17 protein-coding genes and 1 riboswitch are annotated in these 21186 nt (G+C 73.6%); of the genes, 8 read left to right on the forward strand and 9 right to left on the reverse strand.

Translation table 11 applies throughout. From position 1 onward, the window contains the following. Positions 1 to 23 precede the first annotated feature (23 nt). Together metE and EMA09_RS23075 are read right to left on the reverse strand one after the other, a co-directional pair. Positions 24 to 2342, reverse strand: coding sequence for a 5-methyltetrahydropteroyltriglutamate--homocysteine S-methyltransferase (gene metE, locus EMA09_RS23070; protein ID WP_129842895.1), 2319 nt, complete (start codon positions 2340 to 2342; stop codon positions 24 to 26). Between the two features lie 158 nt (positions 2343 to 2500). Continuing rightward, positions 2501 to 2684: riboswitch (cobalamin riboswitch) on the reverse strand. Between the two features lie 170 nt (positions 2685 to 2854). Continuing rightward, positions 2855 to 3388: a VOC family protein gene (locus tag EMA09_RS23075; protein ID WP_129842896.1), complete on the reverse strand. Its 534-nt coding sequence runs from the start codon at positions 3386 to 3388 to the stop codon at positions 2855 to 2857. Positions 3389 to 3615: 227 nt separating this feature from the next. Here EMA09_RS23075 and EMA09_RS23080 point away from each other — a divergent pair, with 227 nt between their 5' ends. The 5 genes from EMA09_RS23080 (at position 3616) to EMA09_RS23115 (ending at position 9919) form a co-directional block, all read left to right on the forward strand. Continuing rightward, positions 3616 to 4131, forward strand: coding sequence for a hypothetical protein (locus EMA09_RS23080; protein ID WP_346655875.1), 516 nt, complete (start codon positions 3616 to 3618; stop codon positions 4129 to 4131). Positions 4132 to 4273: 142 nt separating this feature from the next. Then, on the forward strand, positions 4274 to 6664 hold the full coding sequence (locus EMA09_RS28705; RefSeq protein ID WP_206305988.1) for a tetratricopeptide repeat protein: 2391 nt from the start codon (positions 4274 to 4276) through the stop codon (positions 6662 to 6664). A gap of 170 nt (positions 6665 to 6834) precedes the next feature. Further along, entirely contained in the window at positions 6835 to 9156 is a 2322-nt protein-coding gene (locus tag EMA09_RS23105) for an Orn/Lys/Arg decarboxylase N-terminal domain-containing protein (protein WP_129842898.1), read from the forward strand. A 62-nt stretch (positions 9157 to 9218) separates the two neighbouring features. Next, positions 9219 to 9479 carry a CopG family transcriptional regulator gene (locus tag EMA09_RS23110; RefSeq protein WP_129842899.1) on the forward strand — a complete coding sequence of 87 codons (261 nt, stop codon included), beginning with the start codon at positions 9219 to 9221 and terminating at the stop codon, positions 9477 to 9479. Further along, positions 9476 to 9919, forward strand: coding sequence for a PIN domain-containing protein (locus tag EMA09_RS23115; protein ID WP_129842900.1), 444 nt, complete (start codon positions 9476 to 9478; stop codon positions 9917 to 9919). The genes EMA09_RS23110 and EMA09_RS23115 overlap by 4 nt, the downstream gene beginning before the upstream one ends. A 24-nt stretch (positions 9920 to 9943) precedes the next feature. Here the strand turns inward: EMA09_RS23115 and EMA09_RS23120 are convergent, their stop codons facing one another. After that, entirely contained in the window at positions 9944 to 10726 is a 783-nt protein-coding gene (locus EMA09_RS23120; protein ID WP_129842901.1) for an SDR family NAD(P)-dependent oxidoreductase, read from the reverse strand. Between the two features lie 87 nt (positions 10727 to 10813). Here EMA09_RS23120 and EMA09_RS23125 point away from each other — a divergent pair, with 87 nt between their 5' ends. After that, positions 10814 to 11665 carry a helix-turn-helix transcriptional regulator gene (locus EMA09_RS23125; protein ID WP_129842902.1) on the forward strand — a complete coding sequence of 284 codons (852 nt, stop codon included), beginning with the start codon at positions 10814 to 10816 and terminating at the stop codon, positions 11663 to 11665. A gap of 24 nt (positions 11666 to 11689) precedes the next feature. Here EMA09_RS23125 and EMA09_RS23130 read toward each other — a convergent pair whose 3' ends face one another. From EMA09_RS23130 to EMA09_RS23155, 6 genes are all read right to left on the reverse strand, one after another. After that, on the reverse strand, positions 11690 to 13330 hold the full coding sequence (locus EMA09_RS23130; protein ID WP_129842903.1) for an FAD-dependent oxidoreductase: 1641 nt from the start codon (positions 13328 to 13330) through the stop codon (positions 11690 to 11692). Positions 13331 to 13385: 55 nt separating this feature from the next. Further along, a complete protein-coding gene (locus tag EMA09_RS23135; protein ID WP_129842904.1) occupies positions 13386 to 14306 on the reverse strand; it encodes a carbohydrate ABC transporter permease in 921 nt (306 codons plus the stop codon). Beyond that, a complete protein-coding gene (locus EMA09_RS23140; protein ID WP_129842905.1) occupies positions 14303 to 15241 on the reverse strand; it encodes a sugar ABC transporter permease in 939 nt (312 codons plus the stop codon). The genes EMA09_RS23135 and EMA09_RS23140 overlap by 4 nt, the downstream gene beginning before the upstream one ends. A gap of 10 nt (positions 15242 to 15251) precedes the next feature. Next, positions 15252 to 16577 (reverse strand): extracellular solute-binding protein, encoded by a 1326-nt coding sequence (locus EMA09_RS23145; RefSeq protein ID WP_129842906.1) that lies wholly within the window; start codon positions 16575 to 16577, stop codon positions 15252 to 15254. 94 nt (positions 16578 to 16671) lie between these two features. Next, entirely contained in the window at positions 16672 to 17706 is a 1035-nt protein-coding gene (locus tag EMA09_RS23150; RefSeq protein ID WP_129842907.1) for a LacI family DNA-binding transcriptional regulator, read from the reverse strand. Positions 17707 to 17844: 138 nt separating this feature from the next. Continuing rightward, complete coding sequence (locus EMA09_RS23155) at positions 17845 to 19101, reverse strand: lipase (protein ID WP_129842908.1); 1257 nt, start codon at positions 19099 to 19101, stop codon at positions 17845 to 17847. 165 nt (positions 19102 to 19266) lie between these two features. Between EMA09_RS23155 and EMA09_RS23160 the strand changes: the two genes are divergently transcribed. Together EMA09_RS23160 and EMA09_RS23165 are read left to right on the forward strand one after the other, a co-directional pair. Continuing rightward, entirely contained in the window at positions 19267 to 19911 is a 645-nt protein-coding gene (locus EMA09_RS23160; RefSeq protein ID WP_129842909.1) for a GntR family transcriptional regulator, read from the forward strand. Then, positions 19908 to 21170 (forward strand): MFS transporter, encoded by a 1263-nt coding sequence (locus EMA09_RS23165; protein WP_206305989.1) that lies wholly within the window; start codon positions 19908 to 19910, stop codon positions 21168 to 21170. Before EMA09_RS23160 ends, EMA09_RS23165 begins: the two co-directional genes overlap by 4 nt. Positions 21171 to 21186: the final 16 nt, after the last annotated feature.

A 21186-nucleotide genomic window follows, 5' to 3' on the forward strand; every position in this document is an offset into this window, starting at 1 on the left:
CGGCGGCCTGGTGGTGGGGGTGGTCAGTGATCCGGAAGTTCCGCGCGGACCGTGTGGGCGGCCTTCACCAGGTTGTGCAGTGATTCCCGTGTCTCCGGCCAACCGCGTGTCTTCAGGCCGCAGTCGGGGTTGACCCACAGCCGGTCGGCCGGGATCGCGTCGAGGCCGGTGCGCAGCAGGGCGGCGGCCTCCTCCGCGCTCGGTACGCGGGGGGAGTGGATGTCGTAGACGCCGGGACCTGCCTCGCGCGGGTAGCCGTGGGCGGCCAGTTCGCGGGCGACCTGCATGTGCGAGCGGGCCGCCTCCAGGCTGATCACGTCCGCGTCCAGGTCGTCGATGGCCCGCACGATGTCGCCGAACTCCGCGTAGCACATGTGCGTGTGGATCTGCGTCGCCGCACGGACCCCGGCGGTGGTCAGGCGGAACGCCTCGGTCGCCCAGGCCAGGTACGCGGGACGGTCGGCGGCGCGCAGCGGAAGCGTCTCCCGCAGCGCGGGCTCGTCCACCTGGATGACGGAAGTGCCGGCCGCCTCCAGGTCGTTCACCTCGTCGCGCAGGGCGAGGGCGACCTGGCGGGCGGTGTCGGCGAGCGGCTGGTCGTCGCGTACGAACGACCAGGCCAGCATGGTGACCGGCCCGGTGAGCATGCCCTTGACCGGGCGCTCGGTGAGGGACTGCGCGTACGTCGTCCAGCGCACCGTCATCGGTTCGGGGCGGGAGATGTCGCCCGCGAGGATCGGGGGGCGCACGTAACGGGTGCCGTACGACTGGACCCAGCCGTGCCGCGTCGCGAGGTAGCCGGTCAGCTGTTCGGCGAAGTATTGGACCATGTCGTTGCGTTCGGCTTCACCGTGCACGAGGACGTCGAGACCGGCCCGCTCCTGGAAGGCGACGACCTCGCGGATCTCCGCCCTGATCCGCTCCTCGTAGCGCGCGGTGTCGATGCGGCCGGCGCGCAGGTCGGCGCGGGCGGTGCGCAGTTCGCCGGTCTGCGGGAACGAGCCGATCGTTGTCGTCGGCAGCGGGGGCAGCGCGAGGTGGGCGCGCTGGGCTGCGGCCCGTTCGGCGTACGGCTGCGGGCGGCGCGTGTCGGCGACCGTGACCGATCCGGCGCGGGCGCGCACGGCCGGGTCGCGGGTGATGGGGGAGGCGGCGCGGGCGGTGAGGTCGGCCCGGTTCGCGGCGAGGGCGGCGGCGATCGTGTCGGTGCCGTGGGCGAGGCCCCTGGCGAGGGTGACGATCTCGGTGGTCTTCTGGCGGGCGAAGGCGAGCCAGCGGAGGATGCCCGGCTCGATGTCCTTCTCCGCCGCCGCGTCGAGGGGAACGTGCAGCAGCGAGCAGGACGACGACACGTCTACCCGGTCGGCGAGGCCGAGGAGGGTGCCGAGCGTGGACAGCGACCGCCGCAGGTCGTTGATCCAGACGTTGCGGCCGTCGACCACACCGGCGACCAGGCGTTTCCCGGGCAGTCCGCCGACGGCGGCCAGGTCGTCCAGGTTCGCGGCGGCTGCCCCGGTGAAGTCCAGGGCCAGTCCCTCGACGGGGGCCTTGGCGAGGACGGGCAGGGCGTCGCCCAGGCGGTCGAAGTAGGAGGCGACCAGCAGCTTCGGGCGGTCGGTCAGGCCGCCGAGGACGCGGTAGGCGCGTTCGGCGGCGGCCAGTTCGGCGGGGGTGCGGTCCTGGACGAGGGCGGGCTCGTCCACCTGCGCCCACGTGGCGCCCGCCGCGCGGAGGTCGGCGAGGACCTCGGCGTACACGGGCAGCAGGCGGTCGAGGAGGGTCAGGGGCTCGAAGTCCGCGGCCACGCCGGGCGCCGGCTTGGCGAGCAGCAGGTAGGTGACCGGGCCGACCAGCACGGGCCGTGCGGTGAGGCCCTGGGCGACGGCCTCCGTCAGCTCGGCGACCTGCTTGGCGGAGTCGGCCGTGAAGACGGTGTCGGGACCCAGTTCGGGGACAAGGTAGTGGTAGTTGGTGTCGAACCACTTGGTCATCTCCAGCGGCGCCACGTCCTGCGTGCCGCGGGCCATCGCGAAGTAGCCGTCGAGCGGGTCGGCGGCGACGGCGTCCCGGTGCCGGTCCGGGATCGCGCCCACCATGACGGTGGTGTCCAGGACGTGGTCGTAGTACGAGAAGTCGCCGGTGGGGATCTCATCGACGCCGGCGTCGGCGAGCTGCCCCCGGGCGGCACGGCGCAGGCCGGCGGCCGTCGCGTGGAGGGCGTCGGCGCTGACCCGGCCCTTCCAGTAGCCCTCGACGGCCTTCTTGAGTTCCCGGTGCTGACCCTGGCGGGGGTAGCCGTGCACGGTGGCCCGTGCTGCCGCGGCTGCGGGCTTGCTGGTCACGGAGATCTCCTTCGCGAGATGAATCCCTGGGATCCCGGCGACGGGACGAGGACGCGAAGGGGTGGCGGACCGGGCGGCACGTGCCCGCACGGTGTGTACGCCGACCCGCCCTCGAGGTCACCGGGATGTCCGCGCGCGAGTGGTCGCGCACGGGCAGGTGGCAGGTCTTCGGACTCGCGGGCACGTCCTCGTGTCAGGAGGACACCTACTGGCCGTCGCTTCCCGGGCCGTGGACCCAGTGCGTATGACGGCGGTCGTTCCCGCTCACCGCTGCGGGGCAGTCCCGGATTCCCACCGGGTTCCCTCTTGCGACGCCTCCCGCCTGGCTGACGGGGCGAACCAGCTGCGTCGGCGAGCGTAGGCGACACCCCGGACGAGCGGCACGGAACGTCCATCATGCGGATGGCGCGGGCACCCGCACACCGGACGGGCACCCGCGCGGGAACGGCGGTCACGCCGCGCCGCGACCGTAGCCACCAGGGCAGCGGATGGCCACGTACCTGCGGGACCGCTCAGCCGGCCGGCTCGACGGGGGTGCTGCTGTGGCCTGTCGTGCGGCCGGACAGTTCTGCGTCGAGTGTCGCCTGCGCCACGCGCATGTTCTCCGCGTACGCCGGCTGCTGGAGGCGTCGCCACATCTCCTCCGGGGCGACGTCCTCGACGTGGCAGGTCACCCACCAGATGTTCCCGAACGGGTCCCTGACGCGCCCGCCGCGCTGCCCGAACGCGTTGTCCCCGAGCGGTGTGACGACGTGTGCGCCGGACTCGAGCGCGCGGGCGAACGCCTCGTCCGCGTCGGGGACGAACACCCGCAGCAGGCTCGGCATCACGGGCCAGTCCGCGTGCCGGTCGAAGGCCAGGACGACGGTGTCGCCGACGCGGATCTCGCCGTGCCCGATCGCGCCGTCCTCGGTGGCGACCCGCGCCAGTTCCCGGCCGCCGAACGCCCGGGTGACGAAGTCGAGGAAGGCGCCGGTGTCGTCGGTGGCGACCCAGGGGGCGACGGAGGTGTAGCCGTCGGGGGCGGTGCTGGTCCGTCCGATCATCGCATGCTGCCTCTCGCTGGTGTTCCGGCTTGCGGGACCGAACGTAGGTGAGGTAGCGGAAAGGTCGGTTCCTGAATGAACGTCCCGAGGGGAGAGCCGGCCGCGCCCGGTCGCGACGCGGCCTCCCCGTCGCCCGGCCCGTCCTGTCCCGACGCTCGGGACGCTCGGGACCTGGCACAATCCGCCGCGTGACGCCCCTCGACCTCCAGCTCGTCCTGCTGCGCCGCATGGCCGACTTCCAGCCCGGCCGGGTGGAGGACGCCCTGCGCGCGCTCGGCGTCGGGCGCGGCGGCATGCGCGAGGCCAACCGCCGCTGGCAGGCGATGGCCCGCGCACGGCGCGCGCCCGGCGCCCTGGCGCGCTACCGTTCGGCGCTCGGCGCCCCCGAGTCCACGGTGGTCCGACAGGTGGGCGACCTGCGGAGCGAGGCGTACCGCTGGCCGCTGCCGCTGTGGCCGGACCTGCGGTTCGAGGTCCTCACGGCGCCGGGCGGCGGCGTATGGCTCGAACAGCTCGTCCGCGCCCCCGGCCGGCCGGCGCCGCCGCTGCGCACGGTGGACGACCTGCACCCCTGGTCGTGCACGACGGACGAGGTGGCGCGTGCCTTCGCGCCGGCGCGGCCGATGGAGGGGTCGGCGCCCACCCGGTGGCGCCTGGCGTTCGAGGCACCGACCGTGTCGGGCGGACGGCGGCACGTCGTCGCGGAGTTCACCTGGGGCCTGCTCCAACGCCTCGTCCCCTGACGCGGTGCACCGTCCCGGCGTCCGGCCATGTCGTGGCAGGGCACCGAAGTGGCGTCAGTGGTTGCCTGATTCTGTGCTGCGGGTGTCCGATGATGGGGGATGGTGGCGGGGGCGCGGGACACGGGGGGAGAGGCGACAGCACGTGGGTAGTGGGGGAGCCGTGGGGGCGGCGTGGTCGGGGGCGCGGTCGGCGCTGGTCGTGGCGGTGTCGCGGTACGAGGACGGCACGCTGGACGGGCTGCGGTCGCCGGCGCGGGACGCGGAGGAACTGGCCGGTGTGCTGGGCGATCCGGCCATCGGCGGGTTCGGCGTGACCGTGCTGTCCGACCCGACGGCCCACGAGATGCGGATGGGCCTGCTGGACTTCCTCGACGGCCGCAAGCCGTCCGAGCTGGTCGTGATCCACCTGTCCTGCCACGGCCTGCTGGACGCCCGCAACCGCCTGTACTTCGCCGCCACCGACACCCGCAGGACGCGTCTCCCGGCCACCGGAGTCGAGTCCGGCTGGGTCCTCGAACAGCTCGACGACTGCCGCGCCAGGAGCCAGGTGCTGATGCTGGACTGCTGCTTCAGCGGCGCGTTCGCCGGCGGCGCCAAGGGCGACGGCGGCCTCGACCTGCAGCGGCGTCTCGCCTCCCCGGGACGCGGCCGGGTCGTCCTGACCGCGTCCCGCGCCACGGAGTACTCCTTCGAGGGCGAGCCGCGCCCCGGCACGGACGAGGCGGCCCCGTCCGTCTTCACCGCCGGCCTCATCGACGGGCTGCGCACCGGAGCCGCCGACACCGACCACGACGGCCTGATCTCCGTGGACGACGCCTACGAGCACGCCTACGCCTACGTCCAGTCCCACAGCGGCCGGCAGACACCCCAACGCTGGCTCTCCCGTGCCGAGGGCACCCTCTGGCTCGCCCGCAATCCCCACCGCCCCCAGGCCCCGGACGGCCTGACCGACGACATCCGCTCGGCCCTCGCCAGTCCGCTGCCCGCCATCCGCGCGGGCGCCGTCCACGCGCTGGGGGAGTGGCTCACCGGTGACGACCCCGACCGCGCCCGTATCGCCCGGCGGCACCTCGACCACGCCGTCAGCCACGAGGTCCAGCTCGTCGCCCTGGCCGCACGCTCCCACATCGAGCGGTACGCCCGGCGCCTCGCCGAACGCGGTGTGGAACACGGCGAAGCCGGCCGTGACGACGAGGCACTCGCCGACCTCGACCGGGCCATCGAACTCGACCCGGACAACGATCTCGCGCTCGCAGCCCGTGGTGAGGCCCATCTGCGCACCGATCACGAGGACCTGGCGCTCCGGGACCTCGACCGTGCCATCGCCATCAATCCCGACAACGACGCGGCGCTCGCCGACCGGGGGAGCGTGCACCTGCTCGCAGGCCGCGAAGACCTGGCGCTGGCGGACCTCGAACGTGCGCTGCGGATCAATCCGGACCAGCGGGTGGCGCTCGCCGGCCGTGCCCTCTTCCACTATCTCGCCGGCCGCCGTGACGAGGCCGAGGCCGACCTCGACCGGGCACTCGGGCTCGACCCCGACGATCTCGTCGCCCTGGGATTCCGGGGAACGCTGCACGCGGAGGCGGAACGCTTCGACCGGGCGCTGGCCGATCTCGACCGGGTGATCGAACGGGTGCCGGACGACGCGGCGGCCCTCGCGCAGCGCGGTGACGTGTTCCGCGGGCTGGGCCGCGACGAGGAGGCGCTGGCCGACCTCGACCGTGCCGTCGCGCTCGACCCCGGCGATGTCCTCGCCCTCGCCAGCCGCGGCGAACTCCACCGCTGCGCCGGACGAAACGAAGCGGCGCTCGCCGATTTCGACCGGGTGCTCGAACGCGAGAGGGACGACGGATTCGCGCTCGGCCGCCGCGGCTACCTGCGTGCGCTCGCGGGCCGTCACGAGGAGGCCCTGACAGATCTCGACCGTGCCGTCGAACTGGACGCCGACGACCCCTTCGTACTCGCCGCCCGCGGCAACGCGCACCGCCTCGCGGGACGTCACGGGCAGGCGCTCGCCGACTTCGGCCGGGCGCTCGGGCTCGCCCCGGACGACGGGTTCTCGCTCGCGTGCCGAGGGGACGTGCTCCGCGTCATGGGCCGCCACGACGAGGCGTTCGCCGACCTCGACCGCGCCGCCGGACTCCTCCCCGACGACATTTTCGTCCGCGCCGTCCGCGGCGACCTGTACCGGCTCGTGGGCCGCCCCGCCGAGGCACTGGTCAATCTGAACCGCGCCCTGGAGCTCGACCCGGACGACACCCTCGCCCTCGCCAGCCGCGGCGAGCTGTACCGCACGGCGGACCGGGACGACGAGGCGCTGGCCGACCTGGACCGCGCCCTCACCCGTGACCCGGACTACGGGTTCGCGCTCGCTTCCCGCGGAAAGCTGTACCGCTCACTGGGGCGTTATGGCCGGGCGGTCGAGGACCTCCGGCGCGCGCTCGAACTCGACCCCGGCAACGACGACATCCACTCCGCGCTGGACGAAGCCCTCCTGCTCCACCGGGTGGCGCCCAAGCGCTTCCCATGAGGGACGGGTCCCGCCCGCCGCATCGTCAACACGGGAATGACGAGGCGGCAAGGTGCCGTCGCCCGCTTCCGGCGATCGGGTGGTTTCGGACCCCTCCGGCCTTCGGGCCGCGGTGTGCCGTGTGGGGATTGGCCCGGGCGGTGATGCTGCCGCCGGTGAGGGGGAGGGCCATGACCGACGACAGTACGATCCTGTTCGCCGTGCCGCCGTATCTGCGGGACGAGGGCGCAGCGGCCGAGCAGGTGGCACGTATCCATGACGCCGTCGCGGCGGCCGGTTTCCGGGTCCGGTGGGCGGCGAGCGCCCCCGACGCCCAGGCCGTGCTGCGCACCGAGGCCGGTCTCGCCGCGGCGCTGGTCGCCTGGGACCTGCCGCCCGGGCGCGGCGCCGAGCCGGGACCCGGCGGTCCATCGGCGCTGCGCGCGCTCGGCCGCCGGTTCGACCGGCTCCCCGTCTTCCTGGTCATGGCCGACGACGAGCCGCGCGATCTGCCGCTGTGGGTGTCGGAGTCCGTCGTCGGGTACGTGTGGCCGCTGGAGGACACGCCGTCGTTCATCGCCGGACGCGTCACGACCGCCGCCCGCGCCTACCGTGAGGCCGTCCTGCCGCCGTTCTTCCGCGCGCTCCGCCGCTTCCACGACGCGCACGAGTACTCCTGGCACACGCCCGCGCACTCCGGCGGCGTCGCGTTCCTCAAGTCGCCGGCGGGCCGCGCGTTCCACGACTGGTTCGGGGAGCGGCTGCTGCGCAGCGACCTGTCCATCTCGGTGGGCGAGCTGGGCTCCCTGTTCGAGCACACCGGCCCGATCGGCGAAGCGGAGCGCAACGCCGCCCGGGTCTTCGGCGCCGACCTCACCTACTTCGTCCTCCACGGCGACTCCACGTGCAACCGCCTGGTCGGCCACTACAGCGTCCTGCGCGACGAGATCGCCCTCGTGGACCGCAACTGCCACAAGTCGGTCCTGCACGGCCTCGTAGTCTCCGGGGCGCGGCCCGTCTTCCTGATCCCCACCCGCAACGGGTACGGGCTCGCCGGGCCGCTGCCGCCCGGCGGGGTCGCGGCGGACGCGGTGGCGGCCAGGATCGCCGCGCACCCGCTGACCGCGGGCGCGGTCTCCCCGGAGGGGCAGTACGCCGTCTTCACCAACTCCACCTACGACGGCCTGTGTTACGACGCGGTGGCGGCGGCTCGCGCGTTCTCCGCGAGCACGCCGCGGCTCCACTTCGACGAGGCGTGGTTCGCGTACGCCCGCTTCCACCCCCTCTACACCGGGCGCTACGGCATGTCGGTCGGCCCCGGCTCCCTCCCCGGCCCCGAGCGCCCCACCGTCTTCGCGACCCAGTCGACGCACAAGCTGCTGGCCGCGCTGTCGCAGAGCGCCATGGTCCATGTGCGGCCCGCGCCCCGCGCGCCGGTGGAGCACGACCGCTTCAACGAGACCCTGATGATGCACGGCACCACGTCCCCGCTGTACCCGATGATCGCCTCGCTGGACGTCGCCACCGCCATGATGGACGGGCCGCAGGGCCGCTGGCTCGTGGACGAGGCCGTGACGGAGGCGGTCCGCTTCCGGCAGGAGATGGTCCGCGTCCGGCGGCGCGTCGAGAGCGCGGGGGACCGGCCGCCGTGGTTCTTCGGCGTGTGGCAGCCGGAGACGGTGACCGATCCGGCGACCGGCACGCGCCTGCCGTTCGAAACGGCCCCCGCCGACCTGCTGCGCACCGAGCCGTCCTGCTGGCACCTCGAACCGGGGGCCGACTGGCACGGCTTCCCCGGTCTTGAGGACGGCTGGTGCATGCTCGACCCGATCAAGGTCACACTCACCTGCCCGGGCACGGACGCCACCGGCATCATGACCGCCTTCGGCATCCCCGCCCGCATCCTGACGGCCTACCTCGACACGCGGAACATCGTCGTCGAGAAGACCGACAGTTACACGACGCTCGTCCTGTTCTCCATGGGCATCACCAAGGGCAAGTGGGGGACACTCCTCGACGCCCTCATGGACTTCAAGGCGCTCCACGACGGCGATGCCCCGCTGGAGGGTGTCCTGCCCGCCCTCGTCGCCGAGCACGGGCGGCGCTACGCGGACCTCACCCTGCGGGAGCTGTGCCAGGAGATGCACACGTACCTGCGGTCCGTCCGCCTCGTCGAGCTGCTGGACACGGCGTTCCGCGACCTGCCCGAGCCGGTCGCGCCGCCGCAGACCTGCTACCGGCACCTGGTGCGCGGCGGCACGGAGCGCGTACGGCTGACCGAGGCGGCGGGTCGTGTCGCCGCCGCCATGGTCACCGTGACGCCGCCCGGCATCCCGGTCCTCATGCCGGGCGAGAGCATCGGCGCGCCGGGCGGGCCGCTGCTGCGCTATCTGACCGCGCTGGAGACGTTCGACCGGCGTTTCCCCGGCTTCCGCAGCGAGACCCACGGCGTGGTCATCGACCCGGACACGGGCGACTACCTCATCGAGTGCCTGCTCCCCGGGGCGGTGTGACGGTTGTCTGCCCACAGCTCAGGTCCATACACCATGACTGGTACATGTGGTAGCTTTGGTACATGGGTATGAAGCGGACCAATGTCTACGCCGATCCGGAGGATCTGGCCATCATCAAGGAGGCGGCCCTCCGGCGGGGGGTCAGCGAGGCGGAGATCATCCGCCAGGGCATCCACCTCGCGGCCATGGCGAACCGGGTATGGGACGAGCCCTTCTTCTCACGTACCTACCGGGGTCCCGGCCGCACACTCGGCAAAGAGGGAGTGCGTGACATCGTCGCCGACGCCGTCCGCCACGAGAACGAGGACCGGAACGCCGAGTGATCATCGTCGTGGCGGACACATCCGGTCTCATCGCGGCACTCGACGCCGAACACCACGAACACCGAGTGGCGAACGAGGCCATCCGAGCAGCAGGGCTGCTCGTGCTCTCCCCGCTTCTGCTGGCGGAGATCGATCACGTGGCCAGGCGTGAACTCGGCCGGGACGCGGCGTTCGGCGCAGTCGACGACATCAGACGCTGGGTACAGCGCGGCCGCGTCGTCATCCCGGAGATCACGGGCCAGCACCTCGCGGCCGCCCAGTCCGTACGTGTCCGGTATCGCGACCTCGACCTGGACCTGGCGGACGCTGTGAATGTGGCGGTGGCCGCCGACTATGACACCGACGCCGTTCTCACACTCGACCGTCGCGATTACCGAGTCGTGCGACCGCTCGGCCGGCACAAGGCGTTCCGGCTCCTGCCCGACGACCTGCCGCTGTGAGGCCGGTGTGCCCCGTCACGCGGTTCAGGCCCACATGCCGCCGTCCGCCCGCAGCACCGTGCCCGTGACGTAGGAGGCACGGTCGCTCAGCAGCCAGGCCGCCGCCTCCGCGATCTCCTCCGGTGCCGCGGCCCGGCCGAGCGGCGTCTGCGCGTTCAGCGCGTCGATGACGCCGGGGGAGCGCTCGTCCCACTCGCGCAGCAGCTCGGTGAGCGTGGTGCCGGGAGCGACGGCGTTGACCCGGATGCCCTCGGGACCGTACGTCGTGGCGGCCGACGCGGTGAGGGCGTTCACCGCCCGCTTCGACGCGCCGTACACGGGCAGCGCCGGGTTGGCCATCAGGCTGCCGACACTGGAGGTGTTGACGATGGATCCGCGCCGCGCGGTGGCGCGGATGGCGGCGATCTCGGCGTTCATCGCCAGCCACACGCCCTTCAGATCGACGGTGACGACCTCGTCGAACGCCGCCTCGGGCAGCTCGTCCATCGGGCCGGGCGGCTGGCCCGTCGCGCCGTTGTTGAAGGCGCCGTCGAGCCGCCCGTACAGCTCCACGGCACGGTCCACGGCGGCCCGTACGCTCGCCCCGTCGGCCAGGTCGCACAGCGCGTACGACGCTGTGCCGCCCGCCGCGCGGATCTCCTCCGTGACGGCCTTGAGCTGCGCCTCGGTGCGTGCCGTGAGCAGCACGCTCGCGCCTTCCCTGGCGAACAGCCGCGCGGCCGCCGCGCCGATGCCGCGGCTCGCGCCCATGACGAGGACGACCTTGCCGGCCAGCAGGCCGGACCCGATGTTCGGTGTGGTTTCCATGCCGACGAGCCTCGGCCCGCGCCGGCGGCGTATCCAGGCACCGGTGGTACCTGGCTGGGCCCGGCCCCGCTCGCGCACACTGGGGTGGTGGACCGACGAGAACTGGCCGACTTCCTGCGCAGCAGGCGCGAGCGCGTCACACCCGCCGACGCGGGGCTGCCCGCCGGGCGGCGGCGCCGTACCCCGGGACTGCGCCGTGAGGAGGTGGCGCAGCTCGCGTACATCTCCACCGAGTACTACACGCGGCTGGAGCAGGCCCGCGCCCCGCGCCCCTCCCGCGAGGTGCTGGCGCAGCTCGCCCGCGCCCTGCGCCTGTCGGACGCCGAGCGCGACCACCTCCACCACCTCGCCGGCACGCCGCCAGGTCCGCCGCCGGGCCCTTCGGCCGAGGTGCGGCAGAGCATCGTCGACCTGCTGCGCCGCCTCCCGGATGCGGCGGCGATCGTGATGTCGGCGACGTACGACATCATCGCGTGGAACGACCTGGCCGCCGCCCTCATGGAGGACTTCTCCGCCCTGCCGCGCCGCGACCGCAACCTCCTGCGGCGCGCCTTCCTCGGGCCCGAGCGCGGCGGGCGGCGGCTGTACGGCGTCTCGGACGCGGACGAGTTCGCCCGCACCGCCGTCCAGGACCTGCGCGCCGTGGCGGCCCGCTACCCCGGTGACCCGGAGGTCACCGGTCTGGTCGCCGAACTCCGCGCCGGGAGTGAGGAGTTCGCGCGCCTGTGGGCCGACCACGAGGTGGCCGCGCGCCCCACGCTGTGCAAGACGTTCGACCACCCCCTCGTCGGCCCCGTGAACGTCGACTGCGACGTCCTTGACATCACCGACCGGGACCAGCGGGTCGTCATCTACACGGCGACCCCCGGCTCGCCGTCCGCCGAGGCCCTGCGGCTGCTGTCGGTCATCGGCACGCAGCGCATGGGCGCGCCCACCTGACGGCGGGCGCGCCCCGCGCCCCGCTCAGCGGCCGGCGGTGCGCTCGGTCGGGACGTGGTCCTGCACCGGGCTCCAGCGGCGGACCTCCTCAGGCCACTGCAGGGTCACGCCGAGCCGGTCGGCGAGCAGCCGCTGCAGGTCGGCGACCGCCTCCCCGTTCCCCGCCGTCTCCTGCGGCGTCCGGCCGGTCCGCGCGCACTCGGCGGCCAGCGCGCCCACGGCCTCGCCGATCGACCACTCCACCGGGTGGAGACGGTAGGCGCCGTTGGTGATGTGGGTGGTGCCGATGTTCTTGTTCGCCGGCAGGAGGTTCGTCACCCGCTGCGGGACGAGCGCGCCGAGCGGGATCTGGAACGGCAGGCAGTCGATGTCGACATAGGTGCGGCCCGACGTGCTGGGGTGCAGGTCGATGCGGTAGTAGCCGGTGCCGACGCTGTCGGCGAACTGCTCGGCCTCCGCGCCCGCGCCGCGCATCTCCCGGCCGATGTGCGCCTCCGTCACCGTGAACAGCGCGCGCACCCGCCGCGATTCGCGGATGTACGGCGCCAGCGCCAAGTGGTCGTCGCTGCCCAGCAGGTCGCCGCGCGGACGCAGCTCCGGGTAGCCCGTGCCGCCGTCGTGCCGGGGCGCCTCCGTCTGCATCCAGTACAGGAACGACAGCGACAGGTCCCGCGCGCCGGCCAGCGCCGCCGCCTTCGCCTCGGGCGTGACACCGACCAGCGGCGCCGCCCAGTAGTCGATCTGCGGCCAGTTGACGAACGACACGTCGTGCGGCAGGAAGCCGGGCCTGAACTGCGTGCGCGCCAGCATCCTGCGGTAGTGCCACATGTCCTCGACGCGCGGCGTGTCGGTCGGGCCTGCGAAGATCGGCCGCACGCGGCGCTCCAGCGTGATGGGCTCCACGTCCTCCCAGGAGAGCTGCGGGCCCGGCCAGAACGGGTCGACGTGGGTGCGCCAGTGGTCGTAGCCGGCGGGCCGGTCGATCGTGTGGTCCTCGCCGAGCCGGTACTCGACCGCGAAGCACCACGACACGGCCTGCTGGTCCGCCGGGTCGGCCACCGGCGGCGCGTGCAGCTCACCGGTCCCGGCCGCGCTCTCGGCGCCGACGACGTGCTCGACGCCGGCCAGCGGCAGCACGTCGCCGAGTTCCGTGGCGTCCACGAACATCGGCGCGGTGAGGGTGCGCAGCTCGCCGTCGCGCAGCGACCGTACGGTCACCGCGCGCACCGCGTCGCCGTCCGTCTCCGCGCCCTCGGGCACCCAGCCGCGCAGCACCGTGACGCGTCCGCTCGCGACGTACGGCGCCAGCATCTCGTCGATGACGGCGCCCCCGACGCGCGGCTCGGCGCACAGCCGCGACACGAAGCCGAGCCCCGGGTTCAGCTCGGGGTCGGCGGCCGCCTCGTCGGTGAGCGGGTAGCGGCGCCGGTAGTAGCCCCGTATGCCGTCGCGCAGCCGCTGGTAGCCCCGGGACGCCAGGGTGCCCTCGATCCACGGGTGCTCGTCCGGCGGCACGCCCTGCGAGGTGAGCTGGCCGCCGAGCAGCGCGTACTCCTCGGTGAGGACGACGCGCAGGCCGAGCTCCGCCGCGGTCAGCGCCGCGGCGACGCCGCCGAGACCGCCGCCGATCACGACGAGGTCGGCGTGCGATTCCTGATGGGACATGGGCTGTTTCTCCTTGGAACGGGTGGGGGGACGGTGGGGGAGGCGGGCGCGGGGGTCAGCCCTTGGTGCTGCCCTCGGTCAGGCCCGAGATGAAGTGCCGCTGGTTGAAGAGGAAGACGGCCAGCACGGGCAGCGTCACGAGGACGGCGGCGGCCATCAGCGCGCCGTACTGGACGTTGCCGCTGCCGAGGAACCGGGTCAGGGCGAGCTGCACCGTCTGCGTGTCATGGGACGTCGTCACGACCAGCGGCCACAGGAAGTCGTCCCACACACCGGTGAACGTGAAGATGGCGACGACCGCGACCAGCGGCTTCGCGAGCGGCAGGTAGACCTGCCGGAAGATCCGCAGCTCGCTCGCGCCGTCGATCCGCGCGGCCTCGGCCATGTCGCCGTCGAAGCCGTCGAAGAACTGCTTCGCGAGGAAGATGTTCATCGGCATGATCAGGTACGGCAGGACCACGCCGCCCAGGGTGTTCAGCAGGCCCGTGCCGCCGACGCCGGTGATGTCGTTGCCGCCGGTCAGCGGGAACGTCTTGGCCATCAGGAACAGCGGGATCAGCGTCACCGACACGGGGACCGCGACCGTCGAGACGAGCGTGTAGAAGAGGACCCGGCTGCCGCGGAACGGCAGCAGCGCGAACGCGTACCCGGCGGCGACCGCGAGGACGCAGTTGGTGACCACCGCGATCAGCGTCACGATCAGGGAGTTGACCATCGCGCGGCCCAGCGCGCCGTCGGACCAGGCCCGTTCGAAGTTGTCCAGCGTCGGGTGGCTCGGGATGAGCCGCGCCGAGCCGAACGCCGCCTCCTCGGGCGTGAACGCCAGCGACAGCATCCACAGGAACGGCACCAGCACCAGCAGCGTCGTGATGACCAGCACGGCCAGCGAGCCGGGACGGCGCCCGGTGACCGTGCGCGGACGACGGAGCCGCCGCGCGGGACCCCCGGCGGGACGGGAGGTGGCGGGGGCGGTCATGACTTCCTCCCGGTCAGGGCGCGCAGGGAGACGAACGAGAAGCCGATGATGAGCGCGAACAGCACGAAGGCCATCGCGGACGCGCTGCCCAGTTCGTTGTGCTGGAACGCCTCGTTGTAGATGAGGTAGTTGGCGGTCGTGGTCTCCCCGAGCGGGCCGCCCTGCGTCAGGACGAACAGCTCAGCGAACGACTGGGACAGGTAGATGATGTCCATCGTCACGACGTAGACGAGCATCGGCCGCAGCCCCGGGAGCGTCACGTACCGGAACTGCTGCCAGGCGTTGGCGCCGTCCATCCGCGCCGCCTCGTACAGGTGGCGCGGGATGGCCTGGAGGCCCGCGAGCAGCAGGACCATGTTGGAGCCGAGCGCCTTCCACACGCGCATCGCGGAGACGGCCGTCAGCGCCGAGCCGGGTTCGTGCAGCCAGCGCTGCGGGTCGAGACCGACCAGGTCGAGCAGCTCGTTGACCATGCCGTCGCGGGAGTAGATCCACAGCCACACCATCGAGACGGCGGTCAGCGACACGATGTGCGGCAGGTACAGCGCGGAGCGGAACAGCCCGACGCCGCGGAACGGCTTGTTCGCCAGGACGGCGAGCAGCAGCGCCAGCACGACCAGGACCGGCAGCACCTGCACCGTGTACCGCACGGTCACGCCGATGGCCTGCCGGAAATCGGCGTCCCCGGCCAGCCGGACGTAGTTGTCGAAGCCGATGATCCGCGGGCCGGTGCGGCCGAGCGGCGAGTACTGCGTGAACGACAGGCCGAGCCCGTAGAACACCGGGACCAGCGTGAACCAGACCACGATCGCCGCGGCCGGGAGGACGAACCACAGGCCCGTGAGACGGCCGCGGCGCCGCCGTGCGCGCCGGGGAGCGCGACCGGTCCTGCCGCTTTCGAGCACCGCCTCGGTGGCGGTCGGGGAAGACGTCATGCGGGGCACCTCAGCCGGCGTCGAGAAGGGAGTCGACCTGGTCGGCGGCGTCGCTCAGGGCGTCCGACGGGTCGGCGGTACCGAACAGGGCCTCGGCGATCCGCGCGTCCAGCGCGTCCCGCACGCCGGTCCAGCCCGGCACGTTCGGGTTCGGCACGAAGGACGGGGACGCGGCGACGAACGCGGCGATCACCGGGCTGGAGCGGACGTACTCGGAGTCGACGGCCGACGCGTGCACCGGCACGGCCCCGATCCGCTCGGTGTACTGGCCGGAGACGTCGGGGGCCAGCAGGTCGGCGATGAAGTCCCAGCCGAGGTCCTTCGCCGGCGAGTCGGCGTTGATCATGAGGCCGGGGCCGGCGCCGCCCCACATGGCCGGCGTGTCCGAGTCCTCGAACCGCAGCGGCGGCATGGCGCGGATGTCCTTGTCGGGCGCGGCCTCCACCGCCTGCTGGAGCGCGGGCGCCGTGAGCACCGCCATGGCCGCGTCGCCCTTCACGATGGGCTGCTGGTTCGGCGGCATGTTGACGTAGTCCTCGCCGAGCATGTCGGCGACCGGGGAGTCGCCGCCGTAGAGGCCCGCGAAGAAGTCGAGGGCCTGCTCGCCCTCGGGCGAGTCGAACGCGGCGGTGGAGCCGTCGTCACTGAGCTGCGCGCCGCCGGCGGCGGCCAGGAAACCGGCGAACGACTGCTGCGCGCCCAGCGGGTTGGACGGGACCAGCAGCCCGGCCCGCGTGATGGTGCCGCCGTCGCGCACGGTCAGGCGCTCGGCCGCGTCCCTGACGCCCTCCCAGGTGGTGGGCGGATCGTCGGGGTCGAGGCCGGCCTCGGTGAACGCGTCCGCGTCGTAGGCGACGAGCGTGCCCTGCACGGACAGCGGCATCAGGTACTGCGTGCCGTCGACCTGCCCGCCCGGCAGGGAGGCGGAGATGTCCTCGCGCAGTGCCGGGTCCATGCGGTCGACGTACGGTCCGAGGTCCTCGACGCGGTCGTTGACCACGAAGTCTGCGACGGCCGCCGGGCCGTGCCCGAAGACGTCCGGCGCGGTGCCGGCGGCGAAGGCGGCGTTCAGCTTGGGCGACAGGTCGGCCCAGTCGACGAAGGTGACCTCGACGTGCGCGCCGGTCTCCTCCTCGAAGGCGGGGACGACCGTGTCGTCGACGAAGTCCATCTCGGCCTGGTTCGTCCCCGGCCACCACACGGTGAGGGACGAGGCGTCGCCGCCGGACGAGCCGCTTCGCTGCGGCTGGAGGCCGCACCCGGACACGAGCAGCAGCGCGCCCGCGAGGACGGCGGCCGTCGCGCCGGCGCGCCGGCGTGGGGTGATGCTCGGCATTGAGTCTTCACCTTCCTAATACGTATAAGTATTCGGCAAGGGACGGTTGGGGGAGGGGAGGTGGCCCGCCGGGCGGCGGCGGGCCGTGGACGGACTACCGGGCGGGCGGCGCCGCTACCGTTAAGGGTGCGAACGGACCGCACGGGACCACCTCGCGGTGGTCGGGCGTGATCTCCCCGTCGAGCAGGGCGAGCAGCAGCTCGACGGCGCGGACGCCCATCGCGCGCCGCGGGACGTCCAGCCTGCTCCACGCCGCCGCGGGACCCGACGTGTGGTCGAGCACGGCGACGGACAGGTCGTCCGGCACCCGCACGCCGAGCCGTTCCACCGCGTCGGCGAGCGCGGCGGCCAGCTCCGGCGTCTCGACGACCAGGGCCGTCACCCCGCTCTCCAGCAGGGAGCCGAGCAGCGCGGTGCCGACCGCGGACGCGTCGACGAAGTCCAGCGGCGCGACGGGGAGTTCCCGCTCGCGGCAGCGCGTGACGAACGCCGCGTGCCGCTCCTCCTGCGGGGTGAACCGGCCGATCCTGCCGAGGTACGCCACCCGCGGGTGACCCGCGTCGGCGACGGCGTCGACCACCGCGCGCGTCGCCGCGGCGTAGTCGGCCGTCACGTACGGCACCTGGGCGCCCGGCACCTCGCGGCGCCCGACGAACACGAACGGGTAGCCCTCGCCGGCGAGTTTCGCCAGCTCCTCGCTGCTCTGCTCGTGCCCGAGCATGACGGAACCGTCCGCGAGACGCAGCCGGTTGCCCTCGGGGCCGTAGATGCGGCGCACGCCGTCGTCGCGCTCGGTCGAGGCGAACAGGACCAGGTCGCGGCGGGCGCGGACCGCCGCCTGCTCGATGCCGACGAGGAACTCGTGGTAGTAGTCCTCGAGCGCCACCGGGAAGACGGACTCGTAGGTGTGGACGCCGATGAGCCCGTTCCGCCCGTCGCGCAGGGACCGGCCGGCCACGTCGGGGACGTAGCCCAGCTCCGCTATCGCGGCGCGGACGCGCTCCTGGGTCTCCCGGGCGAGGTGGTACTGCTCGGCCTTGCCGTTCAGCACGATCGAGACGGTGGCCTGCGACACCCCGGCGACGCGCGCGATGTCGCGCTGGCCCGGCCGCCGGCTCCTGGGTGCCATGGTGGGGCCACCTCCTTGCTAATACGTAACAGTGAGCGGGAAGGTAGCCCTCCGGCACAGCACGCGTCAACCCCCCCGTGCCGAAGTGGCGCCCCCGGCTCCGGCGCGCGGGACGGGCGCCGGAGCCGGGGGCCGGGTTCAGGACAGGGAGCGGAACCACGCGATCGTCGGGCGTATCGCCGCGGCGGCCGAGCCGAGGTGGCGTGAGCCCTCGTAGTCCACCTCGCCCAGGTCGAACACCGGGACGCGGGCGCCGGACGCCGCCAGGTCCGCCCGGCACGCGGCGGTGTTCTCGGTGACGGCCTGTTCGTCGCCCCGGGCCTGGTAGAGGCGCATCGGCATCTCCGGCACCCAGTCGGCGCAGACGGCGTCCGTCCCGGCGAGCAGCTCGGCGAACGTCCCGGACGGGGACCTCAGCAGGTCCATGCCGGCCTCGGTCAGCAGCTCGTCCAGGGAGTCCGGCGTGCTGGCCATCACCTCGGCGCCGCTGTGGTCGCCGTCGTACAGCGTCTCGACGGTGGCGGCGTACGGCTCCCGGAAGATCTCGGCCGGGTCGTCGTAGATGCCGCCGTGCTGCCGGTTGAGCGACACGAAGAGGTAAGCCATGTAGAGCACCGAGTACTTGGGGTGCACCCGGCCGTCGAAGAGCGCGGGCAGTTCGGCGTCGCGGAACGCGTACGCGCCGCTCACCGGGGCCAGCGCCGCGGCCCGGAACCAGCGGTCCTCGCCCGCCTGGAGTGCCCGCGCGACCCCGATCGCCGCCGACGCGCCCTGGGAGAACCCGGTGACCATCACGTCCCTGCGCAGCGGGTGTCCGGTGTGCCGGAGGAACTCACGGGCGGCCCGCAGCATGTCGATCGTGGCCGTCGTCTCGGACGGCACGTCCATCCACGGGTGGAACCCGGGTCCCGTGCCCATGCCCAGGTAGTCGGGCGCGACGCCGGCGAAGCCAGCCGCCGCGTAGGAGATCGTGGAGGCGCTGACGAAGTCGCCGCGCAGCATGGAGGGCGCGTCCTCGCGGGACACGCCCGTGCCGTGCGTGAAGGAGACGGCCGTCAGCGCACCGTGCCGCCCGCGCGGGACGGCGAGCAGCCCGCTCGCGACGGTGGGGCGGCCGTAGGCGTCCACGGTCCGGTACTCCAGCCGGTACGCGTCCACGCCGTACCGCGCGACGCCGCCGTCGAAGCCGGCTGCGGTCAGCTCGGCCGCCGCGTCGTCCGCGTCGCCGAGCGAGTAGAGACGCTCGTGGTCGAGGAGCGTCCCCCGGTACCGGTCGCTGTCGTGCCGCTCCTGCGTGACGGCGGCGGCGGGGGCGGCGGTGAGCAGCGGCGCGGCGGCGCCGAGGGCGAGGACCGCCGCGACGACGGAGACGGCGGTGCGGTGTCGGGTGCGCATGAATTCCTCTTGCCGGTAGGCGACTTGACGCGTCCCAGCCTGGCCGCGCCGGGGCCGTCGCACAGTGGCTCCCGCAGCCGGACGGGGGGTGGTGCCAGGCCCACCCCGGGCAGGGCGCCCACCCCTATGCATGCGACCTTGCATGCATGGCATACGGTGGAGCCCATGCCCGACGAGACACCGCCACCGCCCGCCGCCGACCGGGCGTACACGCACACCAAGGACGCCATCATCAGCGGCCGCCTCGCCGGCGGTCAGATGATCAGCGAGGGGCAGATCTGCGAGGCGCTCGGCATCAGCAGGACCCCCGTGCACGAGGCGTTCCTGCGGCTGAGCGCCGAACGCCTCCTGCGCCTCGCGCCGCGCCGTGGCGCCGTCGTCGCGCCCATGGCCCCGCAGGAGGCCCGCGACGTCCTGGAGATGCGCGAGGCCATCGAGGGCTCGGCCGCCCGCCGGCTGATCGCGGACGGCGGCCCCGCCCCCGCCGTCGCCGCCGCGCTCGCGGCGAACCTGGAACAGCAGGAGGTCCACGCCGCAGCCGGTGACACCGCCGCGTTCGTCGCCCTCGACGAGGAGTTCCACGAGACCGTCGTCACCGCGTCCGGCAACATCACGGCCGGCCACCTCCTCGCCCTGATCCGGGACCGCCAGCAGCGCCTGCGCCACCAGTTGCTCGGCGTGCGGCCCGCGCACCTGCCGGCCGTTCTCGACGACCACCGGCGGCTGGTCCGGCGGCTCACCGAGGGCGACGCCGACGGCTACCTCGCCGAGCTGTCCGCCCACGTCGCCCGGCACCGGGGTGCGCTGTGACGCCGGTGACCGCCGGCCGGGGCAGCGCGCCGACCGCGTGGCGCGCGGTGTTCGGCGCCATCTTCGTCTCCACCTGGTGCGGGAACCAGTTCAGCCCCCTGCTCCTCATGTACGAGCAGCGCCAGCACTACTCGACCGTGATGGTCAACCTCTTCCTCGGCGTCTACGTCATCGGCATGGCCCCCGCGCTGCTCGTGGCCGGCGCACTGTCCGACCGGTACGGCAGACGGCCGCTGCTGCTCACGGGGGTCCTCACGTCGCTGGCCGCGTCCACGGCGCTGGCGCTCGGCCCCCTGGGCGCCGGGGCGCTCTTCGCCGGGCGGCTGCTGTCCGGCGTCACCGTCGGCATCGCCATGGCGGTGGGCAACAGCTGGCTGAAGGAGCTGTCGCAGGCGCCGTACGACACCGCCGCCGACGCCGGGTCGGGCGCGCGCCGCGCCTCGCTGGCGTTCACCCTCGGCTCCGCGTGCGGCGCCCTCGTCGCGGGCGCGCTCGCGCAGTGGGGGCCGTGGAAGGAGGTGCTGCCGTTCGTGCTGCACCTCGCGGTCGCCCTGCCGTTCGGGTGGCTCGTGGCCCGCGCGCCCGAGACGGTCGCCGGCGGCCGGGCCGGACGGCTGCGGGAGCGGCTGCGCGTCCCGGCGGCCGGGCACCGGCGGTTCGCCCGGGTCGTGACGCCGGCCGCGCCGTGGCTGTTCGCGTCGGCGGCCCTGGCGTACGGCTACCTGCCGGTGCTGCTGTCGGACGCGACGGGCCGCTGGGGCCTGGCCTACGCCACCGCGCTCACGGTGGTCACGCTCGGGGTCGCCGCCCTGGTGCAGCCGTGGGCGAAGCGGATGGACCGGCCGTCGACGGGGCGCGGTCTGCTGATGTGCCTGGGCTTCACCGTCGCCGGCCTGCTCGTCATGGCAGCGGCGCAGCGCTGGCAGTCGCCGGCGCTGGGCGTGGCGACCGCCGTGGTCCTCGGCTGCGGCATCGGGTTCGGCCTGGTGAGCGGGCTGCTGGAGGTGCAGAGGATCGCGGGACCGCGCGACCTGGCCGGGCTGACCGGCGTGTTCTACGCGCTCGCGTACGCCGGGTTCCTGACGCCGACCGTACTGGCCGCCGTGACACCGCCGCTCACGACGACCGTGCTGCTGCTCGCACTGGCCGCTCTCGCCGCCGTGTGCGGAGCGGTCGTCCTCCGCTCCTCGCGCCGGCACCCACCGCCCGCCGCCCGAGAAGACGCCGGACTCCGGCAACCGGCAGGAAGCCCCGCGTAGCACGGGCGGTCCGTGA

It is taken from the genome of Streptomyces sp. RFCAC02, assembly GCF_004193175.1.
Taxonomy (GTDB): domain Bacteria; phylum Actinomycetota; class Actinomycetes; order Streptomycetales; family Streptomycetaceae; genus Streptomyces.